Origin of the sequence: Marinospirillum celere (assembly GCF_900112235.1) — a bacterium.
Taxonomy (GTDB): domain Bacteria; phylum Pseudomonadota; class Gammaproteobacteria; order Pseudomonadales; family Halomonadaceae; genus Marinospirillum; species Marinospirillum celere.
Genome location: NZ_FOLH01000002.1, coordinates 44,578 through 58,667 on the forward strand (window position 1 = coordinate 44,578; position 14,090 = coordinate 58,667).

At 49.9% G+C, this 14,090-nt stretch carries 15 protein-coding genes and 1 tRNA gene; 11 read left to right on the forward strand and 5 right to left on the reverse strand.

All coding sequences use genetic code 11. From position 1 onward, the window contains the following. Nucleotides 1–79: 79 nt before the first annotated feature. From BM185_RS04665 to BM185_RS04690, 6 genes are read left to right on the forward strand one after another with little or no spacing between them, the layout of a single operon-like run. On the forward strand, nt 80–1,354 hold the full coding sequence (locus BM185_RS04665; protein ID WP_091960072.1) for a hypothetical protein: 1,275 nt from the start codon (nt 80–82) through the stop codon (nt 1,352–1,354). Then, nucleotides 1,351–2,106, forward strand: a complete 756-nt coding sequence (locus BM185_RS04670) for an OmpA/MotB family protein (RefSeq protein ID WP_091960075.1) — start codon at nt 1,351–1,353, stop codon at nt 2,104–2,106. The genes BM185_RS04665 and BM185_RS04670 overlap by 4 nt, the downstream gene beginning before the upstream one ends. Then, nucleotides 2,103–2,618 carry a hypothetical protein gene (locus BM185_RS04675; RefSeq protein WP_091960077.1) on the forward strand — a complete coding sequence of 172 codons (516 nt, stop codon included), beginning with the start codon at nt 2,103–2,105 and terminating at the stop codon, nt 2,616–2,618. The genes BM185_RS04670 and BM185_RS04675 overlap by 4 nt, the downstream gene beginning before the upstream one ends. Next, on the forward strand, nt 2,618–3,388 hold the full coding sequence (locus BM185_RS04680; RefSeq protein WP_091960080.1) for a hypothetical protein: 771 nt from the start codon (nt 2,618–2,620) through the stop codon (nt 3,386–3,388). Before BM185_RS04675 ends, BM185_RS04680 begins: the two co-directional genes overlap by 1 nt. Continuing rightward, a complete protein-coding gene (locus tag BM185_RS04685; protein ID WP_091960083.1) occupies nt 3,372–4,496 on the forward strand; it encodes a hypothetical protein in 1,125 nt (374 codons plus the stop codon). The genes BM185_RS04680 and BM185_RS04685 overlap by 17 nt, the downstream gene beginning before the upstream one ends. 11 nt (nt 4,497–4,507) lie before the next feature. Further along, on the forward strand, nt 4,508–5,542 hold the full coding sequence (locus tag BM185_RS04690; RefSeq protein WP_091960085.1) for an NADP(H)-dependent aldo-keto reductase: 1,035 nt from the start codon (nt 4,508–4,510) through the stop codon (nt 5,540–5,542). 153 nt (nt 5,543–5,695) lie between these two features. Here the strand turns inward: BM185_RS04690 and BM185_RS04695 are convergent. From BM185_RS04695 to flgA, 5 genes are all read right to left on the reverse strand, one after another. Further along, nucleotides 5,696–5,772, reverse strand: a tRNA-Arg gene (locus tag BM185_RS04695). A 28-nt stretch (nt 5,773–5,800) separates the two neighbouring features. Continuing rightward, nucleotides 5,801–6,532 (reverse strand): flagellar brake protein, encoded by a 732-nt coding sequence (locus BM185_RS04700; RefSeq protein ID WP_091960088.1) that lies wholly within the window; start codon nt 6,530–6,532, stop codon nt 5,801–5,803. Between the two features lie 18 nt (nt 6,533–6,550). Continuing rightward, entirely contained in the window at nt 6,551–7,042 is a 492-nt protein-coding gene (locus tag BM185_RS14815) for a flagella synthesis protein FlgN (RefSeq protein WP_245751700.1), read from the reverse strand. A 156-nt stretch (nt 7,043–7,198) separates the two neighbouring features. Then, a complete protein-coding gene (flgM, locus tag BM185_RS04710; protein WP_091960093.1) occupies nt 7,199–7,495 on the reverse strand; it encodes a flagellar biosynthesis anti-sigma factor FlgM in 297 nt (98 codons plus the stop codon). 102 nt (nt 7,496–7,597) lie between these two features. Further along, complete coding sequence (gene flgA / locus BM185_RS04715; RefSeq protein ID WP_091960096.1) at nt 7,598–8,326, reverse strand: flagellar basal body P-ring formation chaperone FlgA; 729 nt, start codon at nt 8,324–8,326, stop codon at nt 7,598–7,600. 102 nt (nt 8,327–8,428) lie between these two features. Between flgA and BM185_RS04720 the strand changes: the two genes are divergently transcribed. The 5 genes from BM185_RS04720 (at nt 8,429) to BM185_RS04740 (ending at nt 14,072) form a co-directional block, all read left to right on the forward strand. Continuing rightward, nucleotides 8,429–9,367 (forward strand): chemotaxis protein CheV, encoded by a 939-nt coding sequence (locus BM185_RS04720; protein ID WP_091960098.1) that lies wholly within the window; start codon nt 8,429–8,431, stop codon nt 9,365–9,367. 70 nt (nt 9,368–9,437) lie between these two features. Continuing rightward, on the forward strand, nt 9,438–10,277 hold the full coding sequence (locus BM185_RS04725) for a CheR family methyltransferase (RefSeq protein ID WP_091960101.1): 840 nt from the start codon (nt 9,438–9,440) through the stop codon (nt 10,275–10,277). 7 nt (nt 10,278–10,284) lie between these two features. Then, the gene (locus BM185_RS04730) at nt 10,285–10,545 is read left to right on the forward strand and encodes a late competence development ComFB family protein (protein WP_091960104.1); all 261 of its coding nucleotides are present in this window, start codon (nt 10,285–10,287) and stop codon (nt 10,543–10,545) included. Between the two features lie 258 nt (nt 10,546–10,803). Further along, nucleotides 10,804–11,790: a TAXI family TRAP transporter solute-binding subunit gene (locus BM185_RS04735; protein WP_091960107.1), complete on the forward strand. Its 987-nt coding sequence runs from the start codon at nt 10,804–10,806 to the stop codon at nt 11,788–11,790. A 77-nt stretch (nt 11,791–11,867) separates the two neighbouring features. Beyond that, nucleotides 11,868–14,072 carry a TRAP transporter permease gene (locus tag BM185_RS04740; RefSeq protein ID WP_091960109.1) on the forward strand — a complete coding sequence of 735 codons (2,205 nt, stop codon included), beginning with the start codon at nt 11,868–11,870 and terminating at the stop codon, nt 14,070–14,072. Nucleotides 14,073–14,090: the final 18 nt, after the last annotated feature.

Consider the following 14,090-nt stretch of genomic DNA (forward strand, 5'->3'; position numbering starts at 1 on the left):
ATTTACCGTCAGCGCAGGCTAGAGGTAAACTGGACAGGTTTTGTCACCTGCCTGCCACCAAGGATATTTGCTAGCGACCATGGTCTTCTTCGAAATGTTTTCGCCCCTGACCCTGTTTTTTATGGGCCTAATTGCCGTGATGACGGTCTATTTTCACGGCCCTGTTTATTCACTGCGCACTGTTAATGCGGCGCCTTCCATCCTTACCAGCGTGGGTATCTTTGGTACCTTTTTTGGTATCGCTCTGGGTTTAATGGAATTTGATGCCGCCGATGTTGAAGCCAGTGTCCCCCAATTGATTGAAGGCCTGAAGACCGCTTTCTGGTCATCGATTGCCGGTTTGCTGGGCGCAATGACCATTAAGCTGCGCCATGTTCTCAACCATGTGCGTGGCATGGATGGTAGCACCCAGGTTACCGGGGCAACCATGGATGATCTGGCGACACTACTGGGTGATATTCGCCTACTGCTGAAAAGCTCAGGTTTAACCCGTATTGATGAATACATGAAGAATAACGACCAGCGTCTTCAAGCAAGTCTGCAAAAACTGGGTGAGGGCATTGGGGATTACCAGCAGAAGATGGCGGATGCCAATTCCAAGGCACTGGTTGCTGCGCTGGAGACCCTGCTGGCTGACTTCAATCAGCAGATCGGTGCCCAGTATGGTGAAAACTTTGATCGCCTTAATCAAGCTGTGGGCCAGATGCTGGAGTGGCAGGAGAACTACAAGGAAGAACTGGAAGCCCTGCTTAGTGAACAAAGAGCCAATGGTCAGGTATTGGATAAAGCCACTGAAGCCTATAAAACCATGGTGGAGCATACTCAGTCTTTCAATGTGGTGGCAGAAACCCTGGGTGAGGTCATGGGCGGTTTGCAGCAGCAGTCGGAATCCCTGGGTTCTTATCTGGATTCACTCGCCAATCTGGTTAATAAAGCCGGTGGTGGCTTGCCCAAATTGGAAGAACGCATCCATACCCTAACCGATGGTCTGGCCGGTCAGTTGGATCGTCAGCATCAGCAGATGCAGAAACTACTGGATAGCTCGGGCCGTCGTGTCACTGAAAGTGTCGAAAGTCTCAACGAGATTCTCGGTAAACGCCTGGATGAACAATTATTGCGTCAGCAGAAGCATACTGATCGAACGCTGGACCGTACCGAGCAACAGCTGGTTCGCCTGGATGCTGCTTTGGAGCATGAACTGACCACCTCCCTGCAAACCTTTGGTAGTCAATTGGCGGCTCTGTCTGAAAAGTTTGTTAGTGACTACACACCGCTCACTGACAAGCTGCGGGAGTTGGTGCAGGTGGCAGAAAAACTTGAGAAAACAGCTGAACGGAAAACAGGTGGCGCATGAGCAGCCTGGACCAGAATCAAGAAGAAGAAACCCTCGCCGGTGAAGAGGGGGCTCATTGGATTTCAGTCAGTGACTTGATGGCTGGCCTGATGATGGTATTTCTGCTGGTCGCTGTGGTGTTTATGGTCATCGTTCAGAAAGAAAGCGAGCGGATGCGTGAAGTAGCCGAGATCTACCTGGATTTGCGCGAAGCCCTTTATGAAGACCTGCTCGAAGAATTTGAAGATGACCTGCCGCGCTGGGGTGCTGAACTCAGCCCGGACCTAGTGATTACCTTTCAGGATTCAGGTGCCCTTTATGAACTGGGCTCGTCTAATTTAAGGCCACGTTTTGCTGAAATCCTCAGTGAATTCTTCCCCCGTTATGTACGTGTTATCACTGCACCTGAATACCGGGATGAAATTGAAGAAGTGAGAATTGAAGGCCACACCTCCAGCGAATGGACGCAAGCGAGGGATGACAATGAGGCCTACATCAACAATATGCGCTTGTCTCAGGCGCGCACGCGCTCTAGCCTTGAGCATGTGCTTAATCTTTCCGAAGTCAGCCATGAACAGGCTTGGTTGAAGCGTAACCTGACTGCTAACGGCCTTTCATCTTCCCAGCCGATCCTGAATCCGGATGGCAGTGAAAATGCGGAACTTTCCCGCCGGGTGGAATTTAGGGTGCGTACTGATGCCGATGCCCGTATCCGGGATATTCTGCAACAGCAGCGTGGCTCTAGGAATTCCGAGGCCCTGGAAGCCTTATGAAATTACCGGATTTCACTGAGTTTGAACCCTTCGTTGAATTGCGTCGTGCTATGGGTGCGCGCAAACGAGGTCACTTTGAACTCTTTGATCCGGAACGCCACCTGACCGGGCGTGAACGCTCGGAACTGGACCGGGAAGGCCGTTACCTACCCTGGACTCGCCTGAAACACTTGGCTGATGATACCTGGGGCTATAAAAATACCCGTTTGGCAGTTTACCTGTCCGAAGCTGAAGACTACCATCTGGCCCAGTGTGAAGTAACTCAGACCTGGGAAGCGGGTGCCTATGTCTGGATCAGCACTCGGCGTACCGGCCCCTTGCCCTTGGGGCCTGAACAAGAAACCCGTAAACAAGTGTGTGCTCACTGCTTGCAGCTACTGGGTTATAAAGGCTTTGATCTTCATCGCAACCGCAAAATCGCCTACAGCAAGCAGCTGCTGAAAACCTTCTCCCGTGATGAGTTCTTTAAAGTCTACAAGCTCTACCCGGTTCAGGGCGTGGGGGAACGCTAATGCTTTCTCTGCTGGTGGGCCTGGCTGCTTTGGCCGATCTGCTGATCTGGCGGCTGCTGCCCTCAGCTTGGCAGGATTGGCTGTTTTTGCCGTTTCTACTTTTGGTGACTTGGGTTATCTTCAATTTGCGTCTGGATCTGGCCCGTCAAAAACGCCAGGTATGGCTGAATCAATACCTCGAGGCCGAAAGCAGTCTCCAGCAACCCCTTCAGGTGGGCTGGCTGGGCCTAGTATCCCATCTTTTAGTGAGCCTTTTGCTGGCGTTACTGCTGCTATTGCAAGTCTTATTAATTTCCTGGGAGCTGGCCCTGACCTTGGCACTTAGCCTACCTTTACTTCACTTTATAAAAAAAGGGCTGAACCTCTGGCTGTTGCCTCAGGTCCGAACAGAATACAGACGCTTATTGGGCTGCTACTGGTTGGTTATTATTCTGACACTGTTGCTGACCGCCTTATTAACACTGGCATTTGTATATCAACCCCAGCCCTGGTTGATTGGCAGCAGCTTGAGCCAAGTGATCAATGAACACCTGGATGTCAGTCGCAGCTCCAGTCTTCTGGGGGCTCTGGAACGCGGTTTACAGCTGGTGGTCTTGACTCAACACTGGGCTTTGCAGAACTTTATTGGCGATTTGGGGCGATCAGGCTGGCTGGGCTTGCTGGCCTGGTTGTTGGTGCTGGGCGTTCAAGCCAGCCTGGCCCTGGCAGTCAGCTACTGGCTGGTGGCTGCTGACTACTTAATCAGGAAGCTGTATGAACAAGAAAACTGACGCCTTTGAACCAAGCAACACCACCGGCAGAAGCAAGCAGGCTTTCTTGTTGCTCTTGGCTTTGCTGATGTTGGGGTCTGCTGTTTTCAGCTATACCCAAAACCAGTTGCTCACAGCTTCTGCCCACCAACCCCTGGTGCGTCTGGTCTTTTTGGGTGAAGCCCTCACCCTGGCTGAAGATGATTTTCAGGACTTCAGCCGCGAGCTGATGGCTTTGACTTCAGATCAGGATGCAGCCTTGGAAGCTCACCTGGAAGCTTGGTTAAAGAATGAAAGTTTGCAAATTCGTGCTCAGGCAGAAAAGGGCGTTAATGCTTATCTGGATTGGTATTTCTCCTTGCCCGGCTCTTACACGCGTTTGTTCATCGCACTCACTGGTGATCTGGATGATCTGTTGCACCAGCGCCTGGAAGACTACCTGCTTGATGACCCTGAACTTCACGCCCTTTGGCGTGATCGTATGCTGGCCATCCAGCCCCATCTGGTTACTGCCTGGCAATCCTTGGGTGAACAGGAAACTGAAACACAACTCCAGGCGCTGCAGCAAAAATTTCAACAGCGGCAAAGACCTGGCTATCGAGAACTGGATGATGAAGACCCACGGATCACCCGACAGGAGCTTCACTGGGATTTGCAAAATGCGATTAGGCCTAGCGATTACGACCTTAGACGCTGGCAAATCAGTGCCGGAAGTGGTGCTCTGGCCGGTGCTGCCATTGCTCTGCCAACCGGACGATTATTGGCCAGCCGCTTGGCTGGAACTCCGGCAATGGCCGCTGCCTCGCGAGTGGTTAGGCGCTATCTGGCGCGTCTGCCTGCACGCTTTGCTATTAAATCAGCAGCCAGTGGAGCAGCCGCAGCAGCCACCTCACCCAGTGGTCCCGGTGCTTTGGTTACCGGCGCGGGTATTTTTGCAGCCATGACAGCTGCCGACTGGGCGCTTTTAAAAGCCGAAGAAAGGCGCCATCGTGGTGCCATGCAGGGTGCTCTTCTGGACGAATTCGAAACTCACTTTAGACAAGTTGGACAGCAACGCATTAACAACCAACTGGCCAGCTATCGACAAGGCCGCAATCAAGAAGCTTTTTATCTGTTAAACCGCAATTGACTGGAGGCAGGATGGAATACCGCAAACTGGGTAAAACCTCGCTTGAAGTTTCAAAGATCTGTCTGGGCACCATGACCTGGGGTGAGCAAAACACCGAAGAAGAAGCCCACCAACAGTTGGATAGGGCTCTGGAAGCTGGGGTCAATTTTATCGACACAGCAGAAATGTACCCTGTGCCCCCCAAAGCTGAAACCCAAGGTCTGACCGAAGAATACCTGGGCAGTTGGTTGAACAAGCGCGGTAAAAGGGATGATTTGGTGCTTGCCAGCAAGGTTGTTGGCCGCTCAGATATGAATTACCTGCGCGGTGGTCCCCGGCTGAATGCCAGCCAAATCAAAGAAGCCTGCGAAGCCAGCCTTAAACGCCTGCAAACAGATTATATCGATCTCTACCAAGTACATTGGCCAGAGCGTAAAACCAACTTTTTTGGTCAACTGGGCTACAAGTACCGGGATGATCAGGATGCTATTGCTATAGAAGAAACTCTGACTGCGTTGAATGAGTTGGTTAAAGAAGGCAAGGTACGTCATCTGGGTATTTCCAATGAAACCCCCTGGGGAATGCATGAATACTTGCGGGTGGCAGCAGAAAAGCAATTGCCCCGCATTCAATCAATTCAAAACCCCTACAACCTCTTAAACCGCACCTTTGAAGTGGGACTGGCCGAAATGGCCATTCGTGAAGATGTTGGTCTCTTGGCTTATTCGCCACTCGGCTTTGGGGTTTTAAGCGGCAAATACCTGAACCAGGCCAAACCTTCGGGTGCCCGCCTGACTCTTTATGAGCGCTTTCAACGTTACACCTCGCCTCTGGCAGAAAAAACCACCCGCCACTATGTAGAACTGGCGAAAAAACTGGACATGGACCCCGCACAAATGGCCCTGGCCTTCGTCAATGATCGCCCCTTTGTGACCAGCAATATCATCGGCGCAACCACCCTTGAACAGTTGGAAAGCAACCTGGCCTCAGCAGAAATCACCCTGACTGAAGAACAGCTGGAAGCCATTGAGCGCATTCATCTAGAGCAACCTAACCCTTGTCCTTAAACAAAAAGCCCTGGCTGCTAGTCAGGGCTTTTTCGTAATCGATGTCGGGTAGAGGTTGAAAGTGCTTGTGCCGACTCACTGTTCTAGCCGTTTCTCTACTCTTGGTAGTGGAGACTTCTTGATCAGTGTTGATTCTTGAGTTGTTGACTTGATTGGTGCCCCGATCAGGATTCGAACCTGAGACCTTCCCCTTAGGAGGGGGACGCTCTATCCAGCTGAGCTATCGGGGCCTTTCTGGAAGGGGCTGAATTATAATGCTTATTGGCGGCTTACGTCCATTCTTAGAGCTTCGCGCTGCAGGAACATAACCAGGCGGTCAATTTCTGCTTGGGTCGAGCCGTCAACATTGATGAAGCGCACACCGCAGGAGGTGATTTCTTTTTGTTCATCTTCACTGATTCGGCGCATTTCAGCTGCGACTGTAATGCTGCGCTCAAAGTCTTCGATATCCAGGGTGAGTTCTTCAAAGATTTCCAGGTCACGCAAGGGTGGATCAACCAACTCATTCAAGATGAAGTTGCAGCCGCCGTTGGAGAGGTCAACCAGGGAACCCTTGAAAGGTTCTCCGCGTTCATAAGAGAGTAGGGTGATGGGTGCGCTCATGGATCTGAGTACACGTGCCCGGAAGGCTTGGCGCTTTTGGTCGTGTTTGACCAGTTTGGGGAAGGCAACCTTGTAGATGGCACCTTTCTCTTCCTTGATAATATCCAGAAGTTGGCAATGGTTAAAGAAAATCGATAGGCCCTGAGTGGAGGCCCGAATGGAAAAGGGCTCGCCCGAGAGTGCGCGTTTGTGACCACTGGGTGGGTTGAACTCATCCAGGTAAAAAACACCTTCTTCGCGATCCAGATCCAGAATCATGCTGGCATAATGCTGGCTTTTCCCCCGAAAGTTGACCGTGATGGAGGCGTGTTTGCGATAGAGTGAAGCCAGCAGGCTGGCAATTTCTGCCGGGTTGCTGACTAGATTTTCTGAAGCTCCCTCAGCCATGCTGTATCTCCTTGGGTCTTAGGCTTTGCCAAGATTACGGGGGATATTCAAATCACCAGCGCCACCGGAGGGATGGTAGACTCTTACCTTGCCTTGGGTTTCCTGCATGGCATTGAGTAGAACATCGAAATGTTGCAGGGCGCGGTTAATCAGGCGGCCGTTGATATTATTTTGCTGGTGGATTTTTTCTAGTAGGCTGATTAGCTGGTTCCAGCCTTTGCGCAGGGCTGCTGCATTAGCTTCTGGTAATGAAGCAAAGAAGCTTTCCAGGCCATCCATATCCGGATTGAGGTCTTGGGTTTTCAGGAATTCTTTGCGTTGGTCAACATCGACTTCAATCTGCTGCAAGAGTTGATTCTTTTTTTCAGTTAGCGCTTCTAGCTCTTCAGCATCGGATGCGCCGGTTTGCAGCAGTTGGTACTCCTGCTCAACAACCTGCAAAAGCTTTTTGAGATTGCCTATGGCAACCAGTAGCAAATCTTTAAATGCCTGGGTTGAATTAGTCGACACGCTGAACCTTCCTGATGACTTGATCTTTAAGCAGTGTAGCTGATCAGGGTGTAATACAAAAGAGCCCACTACCAAGGGCAGCGGGCTCTTAAGATCCCCAGAAGGCCTCTGTTAATCAGCATTTGCTGGGTTGATAGGAGGCTTTCCAGAAAATAACTAGAGTTTTGACTCAAGATCCATCAGTTTTCCAGCCAGTTTTTGGTAATCAATTTTGTAATTACCTTCTTCAATTTGCTGGCGTAAGGCGGCAACCTTGTTGTTATCAATCGACTCATCACTCTCTGCCTTGTAAAGGTTTTGTGCATGAGTGCTCAGTTGCACACGATCTTCGGCGCTGACTGGTGCTTCGGTCGTTTTGGTTGAAGCAGCAGCGCTATCTTTTGCCGAACCCTGATCACCCCCTCGAACCCTTGGGTTGAGGTTGTTGTTGATACCATTGAGTTCGATAGCCATAATTGCTTATCCCGTTAGTTAATCAAGTAGCTTGTTACCTAGGGTTTCGGCGCTACCTAAAAAAACTTTAGTCTTTATTTACAAAAAAGTCTTAGAAATTCACTAAAGTTGGACTTCGACCAAGCCTCTATCCACTATTCTAGCACGTAGGGTTCGACCTGACTGCAGGTTACGCACACGAATTTGATCACCAATGCGTCCTGCTTCCAAGGCTTCACCTGTCATTCTGATTCTTAGTGTTTCACTCCTGGCCTGAATAATCACTTGGTCGCCTCGGTTGACCGCTTGGGTGACATTAATCTGGCGACTGGTTACCGGATCACCAGCACGTATTCGGTTGCGTACCTGCATGCCGACAACTTCCTGTATGCTGGAAAAGTAATCACCACGAATGCGTGAGGTGTCCATTTTTCTGACTTCCAGCATCTGAGTGCTTAAGCGAGCACCCCGATCCAGAGTGCTTCGGGCCACCACAACCGGTTCCAATACTTGCACTTCTGCGGTGATGAAGATGAACCAGTTTTCTTCCTGGCAGGTAACCCGCAGGTTGACCCGGCCCCGGAGATCACTATTGCCATGAACAGCAAAAAGCAGCGGACTGGAGCAGCGATCCAGGCGTAAGCGCGGGTCCAGGGGGCGGAATTCAACCCGGTAATCCTGGTGCTCTTGCATCTGCCCAGACACCCAGCTTCTGGCTTCGTCCAATAAGGCTTCGAGATCTTGATGGCTTTGAGCGTTAAGGCTGCTGGCAAAAAATTGCAGAATAAGGCCAAGAGTACAGACCAGTAAGGTGTTAAGGCTTCGAATCTTGAGCCCCTGCTTTCGTAACATAACAAATTAACCCATGAAGCGACTTAGAAATATGTAGAGTTGCGGTTTATACTCATGACCAACTAGCTTTTTTAATCACCTTACAGTCAAAGAAGAAAGCCTATGTCGACTTCCGCAGGCAAATTGGCCGAGCGTACCAAGGTTGCCGGTGGCAACCGTATGGAATTGCTTCTGTTCCGACTCAACGGCAAGCAGTTATATGGGATTAATGTTTTTAAGGTCAAGGAAATTATACCCTGCCCTAAACTCACCAATCTTCCCCATCATACACCTCATGTCAGAGGTGTGGCTCATGTTCGTGATGGTACGGTTTCCATTGTTGATTTGGGCATGGCTATCCGTCAGCCCGCGATGCAAAATCCTGAGTCCCATTTTGTGATTATCACTGAATACAATCGCCGTACTCAGGGCTTTTTGGTCAGGGAAGTGGACCGAATTGTTAACATCAACTGGGAAGAAGTGCATCCACCTCCCCGGGGTAGTGGTAAAAACAGTTTTCTAACTGCAGTTACCCAAATGGACAATCAGCTGATTGAAATTGTTGATGTGGAAAAAATCATTGCCAGTGTTGATCCTTTTGCACAAGGGGTTTCGGCTGAGATTTTGACGGACGAGGTCAAGCAGGCTGCTGCCAATTACCATATCTTGCTGGTTGATGATTCCAGTGTTGCTCGTCATCAGGTAGAACGTAACCTGAAGGAAACCGGCATAGGTTTCACCAGTTTAACCAATGGTAAGGAAGCGTTGGATTATCTCAATGCCATGGCTGATGAAGGCAAAAGGGTTCAGGACGAGTTGCTGATGATCATTTCGGACATTGAAATGCCGGAAATGGATGGTTATACCCTGACCCGTCGTATTAAAGAAGATCCACGCTTTGCGAACCTTCCGGTCTTGCTCCATTCGTCATTGAGCGGTATTTTCAATGAAGCCATGGTGAAGAAAGTAGGTGCTAACTTTTTCCTGGCAAAATATGATGCTGATGAGCTGGCCAGAGTGGTCATTGGGCAAATTCAAGCCGTAGCTGGTGAAAAAGTGTGATCCAGGTCGTAGCTTTCATGCACTTGAGTTACTATTATGCTTAGTCATTAGCTGGAAAGGGTGGTGAGGGATGTCGATCAGTAAAACCTTGAGTCCGCAGGAATTTGAAGCCTTCCGCAACTTTTTGCAGGAGGCCTGCGGTATTTTGCTGGGCGATAATAAGCAATACCTGGTTACCAGCCGCCTGAGTAAGATCATGGTTCAGCAAAAGCTGGGTAGCTTGACGGATTTGATGAAGGAAATGCAGCGCAATCCGCGCTCTGGCCTTAAAGAAGCCGTTGTTGATGCTATGACGACTAACGAAACCCTTTGGTTTCGTGATGTTCACCCTTTCAACATTCTTGAAAACAAAGTTCTTCCTGAAATTGCGCCCAAGCTGAAATCTGAGCCTTTGAAGATTTGGTCGGCGGCTGCTTCAACCGGTCAGGAGCCCTATTCTATTTCGATGGTCATCGAAGAGTTTAAGCGCAAGAATCCGGGCGCTTTTCGGATGGGTGAAAAAATTCTGGGTACGGATATTTCTGCTTCAGCGTTAAGTGCAGCGCGGTCAGGCACCTATGAAATGCTAGCGATAGGCCGAGGACTTTCAAAAGACCACCTGACCAAGCACTTCACCCAGACCGGTGAGGGGCGCTGGAAAGTGAACCCGAATATCCAAAAACGTGTGGAATACCGCATGATGAACCTGCTGCATAGCTACACCATGCTGGGTAAGTTTGATGTGGTTTTTTGCCGTAACGTGCTGATTTATTTCTCGGCCGATCTCAAAAAAGACATCCTTAAGCGTATGCATGCCAACCTAAAGCCGGGCGGCTACCTGTTCTTGGGGGCTTCAGAGGCTCTTTCTAACATGCCTGACCTCTATGAAATGGTGCAGTGTCGCCCTGGTATCATTTACCGAGCTAAATAGGTGAGTTATGGAGACTGAGAATGTTCACAACTATTATGAAACGGCTTTGAATGGTCTTTTGACGCGGGATGAACGCCTGGAAGGTAAAAACCAGGATTTCATTGAGGACGTCATCTGTCTGACGCTGAATCAGCTACCTGCTTTCTATGTGCGCTTTGATGTAGACACCACCTTTTATATGTCGGAAGCAGAAATGCTGCAGATAGAAGAGAAATTGAAAAAAGCTTTGGATACGGCGATTGCCAAGGTGGAAGCCAATCCTGATTGACGTCTGTTCTAACGCTCCAAATCAAGCACCCCCGAGGGGTGCTTTTTTTATGTCTGAAGGTTGGGGTGGATATCCGCCGACTTATTGGGAGTTTTGTGCGGAAATCCGCACATTAAACTATTGATTGCAGTTAAATGGTGGTTGTTGACGGCATAAGTTAGTTGGCACAGGCTTTGCTAGATACAGTTTGCTCAGTAGTAGCAATCGACGATGAATAACAATTAATCGAAGAAAAAAATAACTAGGAGAAACTTCTCTATGCGCTTTTTATCCAAGAAAGCTTTGATTTCTGGCTGTGTTGCTGCAGCAATTACCGTAACTGCAGGTGTGGCTTTTGCTGACCGTAGTGACTGGCCGCGTAGCATCACTGTAGGCACTGCGAGTCAGGGCGGCACCTACTACATCTATGGTTCTGGTTGGGCCAATATGGTGGGTGATGCTCTGGGTATTTCTGCTGGTGCCGAAGTTACCGGTGGCCCAGTACAGAACGCAACTCTGGTTGAAATGGGTGAGCATGATTTTGGTATGGTCACCACAGGTCCTCTGGTTCAGGCTTTGGCAGGTAACAGTGAGCTGGCTCCTGGCATGAGCCACGATAATGTACGTGCGGTTTTCCCCATGTACCAAACAACTCTGCAAATTATTACTCTGGCCAGTTCTGGTATTGAGTCCGTCGCTGACTTGGATGGCAAAACTGTCGGTGTAGGGCCCTCCGGCGGTACTGCAGATATGTATCACCCACAGTTGTTTGAAAAGCTGGGCTTGAATGTGCGTACTCGTAATGGTGGTGCTTCCGACCAAGCGGGTCAGCTGCAGGATGGTTTGATTGATGCCTTTGCTTTTGCTGCTGGTATTCCCATTTCAGCCTTTAGTCAGTTGGAAGCTCAAGCTGATGTCAACATCTTCTCTTACTCACAAGATGATATTGAGCAGATCGTTGCTGAATTTCCTGAGTTGAGTGCTGGGGTGATTCCTGCTTCTGTTTACTCTTCTTTGGATAATGATGTTTCTGCACTTTCTCTTTGGAACTTTGCAATTACTCACAAGGATATGGCTGAGTCCTTGGTCTATGGCGTAACTAAAACAGTGATGGAAAACAATGAGCGTATGCGCCAAATTCATGGTGCTGCACGCGAAACCCTGCCTGAAAATGCCCAGTACAACACGATTGTTCCCTGGCATGCGGGTGCTGTTCGCTGGTTCGAAGAAAACGGCATTGAAATTCCTGCCGATATGAAAGACTGATTTAAGTTTGTCAGTAAGTTGGTAACGTCGACCTGAGGGTCGGCGTTATTTCATGTTTACCAACGTGAATTACAATCATGACCAATAAAACCCCTGCAACTGCTGAAGCAGAAGCTGCTGAAAAAATCGGGGCTGAAGGTGTTTCCGATATCCCTTTGGGGCATAACGAGCGTGACCTGACCGGTATGGTCGGTAAGGTTATCTTCTTCGTTTGTGTGTTTTACACCCTGCTACACCTTTATGCACTGAATATTTCCCCCATTGAAACCTGGGCTTTCCGGATTATCCACGTCGCTGGTGGTCTGACGGTAGGCTTTGCCCTGATTGCTGCCTTTACTTTGGATCGCAACAAGGACCCAGTTCCGATGACCCCCCTGCAATGGCTTGCACTAGTGCCTGCAGCGGGCTTTATTGTTTATGCGGCTGCCGGAATTACTTTTGCCTGGATTGCGCGGGAGTACATGGGCTTAAGAATGCCGCCAGATTTGCCTTTTGGCGACGGTGTGGCCTTGCTGCCGACTCTGGCCTGGGCTTTGTTTTTGGGTACAACTCTAGCAATCGTTAGCAGTTGGATTTGGAAGGACAATAATCGTCATATTCATTGGGCCGATTGGTTGTTAATGGCTGCTGCCCTAATTGTTGCCGGTTATCTGTTGTTTGTGTTGAACCGTTGGCGCTTGGCCGCAGGCACACCCATGGTTGGGCAAACGGAGTTCTTGGTTGCTCTGTCCGGCGTTATGCTGATTATGGAACTGACGCGCCGTGTAGCTGGTTTGGCACTAATTATTATCACTGCGGTGTTCCTGGCTTATGCCTTTGCTGGCCCTTATCTGCCAGGGATACTTGAGCACCGTGGCTATTCACTGCAGCGTTTCTTCACCTATATCTACACGGATAACGGGATTTTGGGTCCCACTACAGCGGTGTCCTCGACCTATATAATCCTGTTTATCACCTTTGCTGCCTTCTTGCAGGCATCCAGAGTGGGTGATTACTTTGTTAACTTTGCCTTTGCTGCGGCAGGACGAGCTCGTGGCGGCCCTGCCAAGGTCTCGGTTTTTGCTTCCGGCTTAATGGGTATGATCAACGGTACTTCTGCGGGCAATGTCGTGGCTACCGGTAGCTTGACCATTCCACTGATGAAAAAAGTGGGCTATCACCCCCGTAGTGCGGGTGGTATTGAAGCGGCTGCTTCCACCGGTGGCCAGATAGTGCCACCGATTATGGGTGCAGGTGCTTTCATCATGGCAGAAATTACCGGTATTCCCTATACCGAAATTGCCATGGCAGCGCTGATTCCTGCGGCTCTCTACTTCCTTTCCATCTACCTGATGGTGGATCTGGAAGCGCGACGTGAAGGTATGTCTGGCTTGGCTAAAGATCAGTTGCCCAAGTTCAGTAAGATGGTTAAGCAGGTCTATTTATTCTTCCCGATCATCATTCTGATTGCCACCCTGTTCATGGGTTACTCAGTCATTCGTGCTGGTACTCTTGCGATGGTCAGTGCGGCTGTGGTGTCCTGGTTTACGCCTTATAAAATGGGGCCCAGACAGTTACTTGAAGCCCTGTCTTTGGGTGCACGCATGGCGATTCCTTTGATCGCGGTCTGTGCCTGTGCTGGTATTATTGTTGGTGTGATCAGCCTGACAGGTGTGGGCGCACGCTTTGCATCCATGTTGCTGAACATTGCTGATGCAAGCCATCTGCTGGCGCTCTTTTTTGCCATGTGTATCAGTATCCTGCTGGGTATGGGAATGCCAACCACGGCGGCCTATGCGGTAGCGGCTTCGGTGGTAGCTCCTGGTTTGCAGCAGATAGGTATTCCGCCCTTGGTTGCTCACTTCTTTGTGTTCTACTATGCGGTGCTTTCAGCGATTACGCCCCCGGTTGCACTGGCAGGTTATGCGGCTGCAGCAATCGCGGGAACGGACCCACTGAAAACAGCCATGACTTCCTTTAAGTTTGGTCTGGCAGCCTTCATCGTGCCCTTTATGTTCTTCTATAGTCCGGCACTGTTGATGGATGGTACCTGGGACCAAATCCTGCGCGTTGCCTTTACGGCAGGTATAGGTATTTACCTGCTGGCAGCGGCTGTTCAAGGTTGGTTCCTAAATGATCGTGCCAATCTGGTCCAGCGTGTACTGCTGCTGGTTGCTGCTCTGGCAATGATTGCTGGGGGCTGGATGACCGACCTGGCTGGTGTGGGTATCGGTGGTCTGGTTCTGGTTTGGCAGTTGGCTACAGCACGTAGTCTTGCTGCCAAAGCTCCTCAGGAAAGCTAAACCACTAACAAGCGGTTA

Bases quoted from the DNA above. Each gene is read 5' to 3' on its own strand.
- BM185_RS04680 (WP_091960080.1), top strand. From the start codon at position 2,618: ATGCTTTCTCTGCTGGTGGGCCTGGCTGCTTTGGCCGATCTGCTGATC.
- BM185_RS04685 (WP_091960083.1), top strand. From the start codon at position 3,372: ATGAACAAGAAAACTGACGCCTTTGAACCAAGCAACACCACCGGCAGA.
- BM185_RS04720 (WP_091960098.1), top strand. From the start codon at position 8,429: ATGTCGACTTCCGCAGGCAAATTGGCCGAGCGTACCAAGGTTGCCGGT.
- BM185_RS04740 (WP_091960109.1), top strand. From the start codon at position 11,868: ATGACCAATAAAACCCCTGCAACTGCTGAAGCAGAAGCTGCTGAAAAA.
- BM185_RS04690 (WP_091960085.1), top strand. From the start codon at position 4,508: ATGGAATACCGCAAACTGGGTAAAACCTCGCTTGAAGTTTCAAAGATC.
- BM185_RS04735 (WP_091960107.1), top strand. From the start codon at position 10,804: ATGCGCTTTTTATCCAAGAAAGCTTTGATTTCTGGCTGTGTTGCTGCA.
- BM185_RS04665 (WP_091960072.1), top strand. From the start codon at position 80: ATGGTCTTCTTCGAAATGTTTTCGCCCCTGACCCTGTTTTTTATGGGC.
- BM185_RS04670 (WP_091960075.1), top strand. From the start codon at position 1,351: ATGAGCAGCCTGGACCAGAATCAAGAAGAAGAAACCCTCGCCGGTGAA.
- BM185_RS04700 (WP_091960088.1), bottom strand. From the start codon at position 6,532: ATGGCTGAGGGAGCTTCAGAAAATCTAGTCAGCAACCCGGCAGAAATT.
- flgM (WP_091960093.1), bottom strand. From the start codon at position 7,495: ATGGCTATCGAACTCAATGGTATCAACAACAACCTCAACCCAAGGGTT.
- flgA (WP_091960096.1), bottom strand. From the start codon at position 8,326: ATGTTACGAAAGCAGGGGCTCAAGATTCGAAGCCTTAACACCTTACTG.
- BM185_RS04730 (WP_091960104.1), top strand. From the start codon at position 10,285: ATGGAGACTGAGAATGTTCACAACTATTATGAAACGGCTTTGAATGGT.
- BM185_RS04725 (WP_091960101.1), top strand. From the start codon at position 9,438: ATGTCGATCAGTAAAACCTTGAGTCCGCAGGAATTTGAAGCCTTCCGC.
- BM185_RS04675 (WP_091960077.1), top strand. From the start codon at position 2,103: ATGAAATTACCGGATTTCACTGAGTTTGAACCCTTCGTTGAATTGCGT.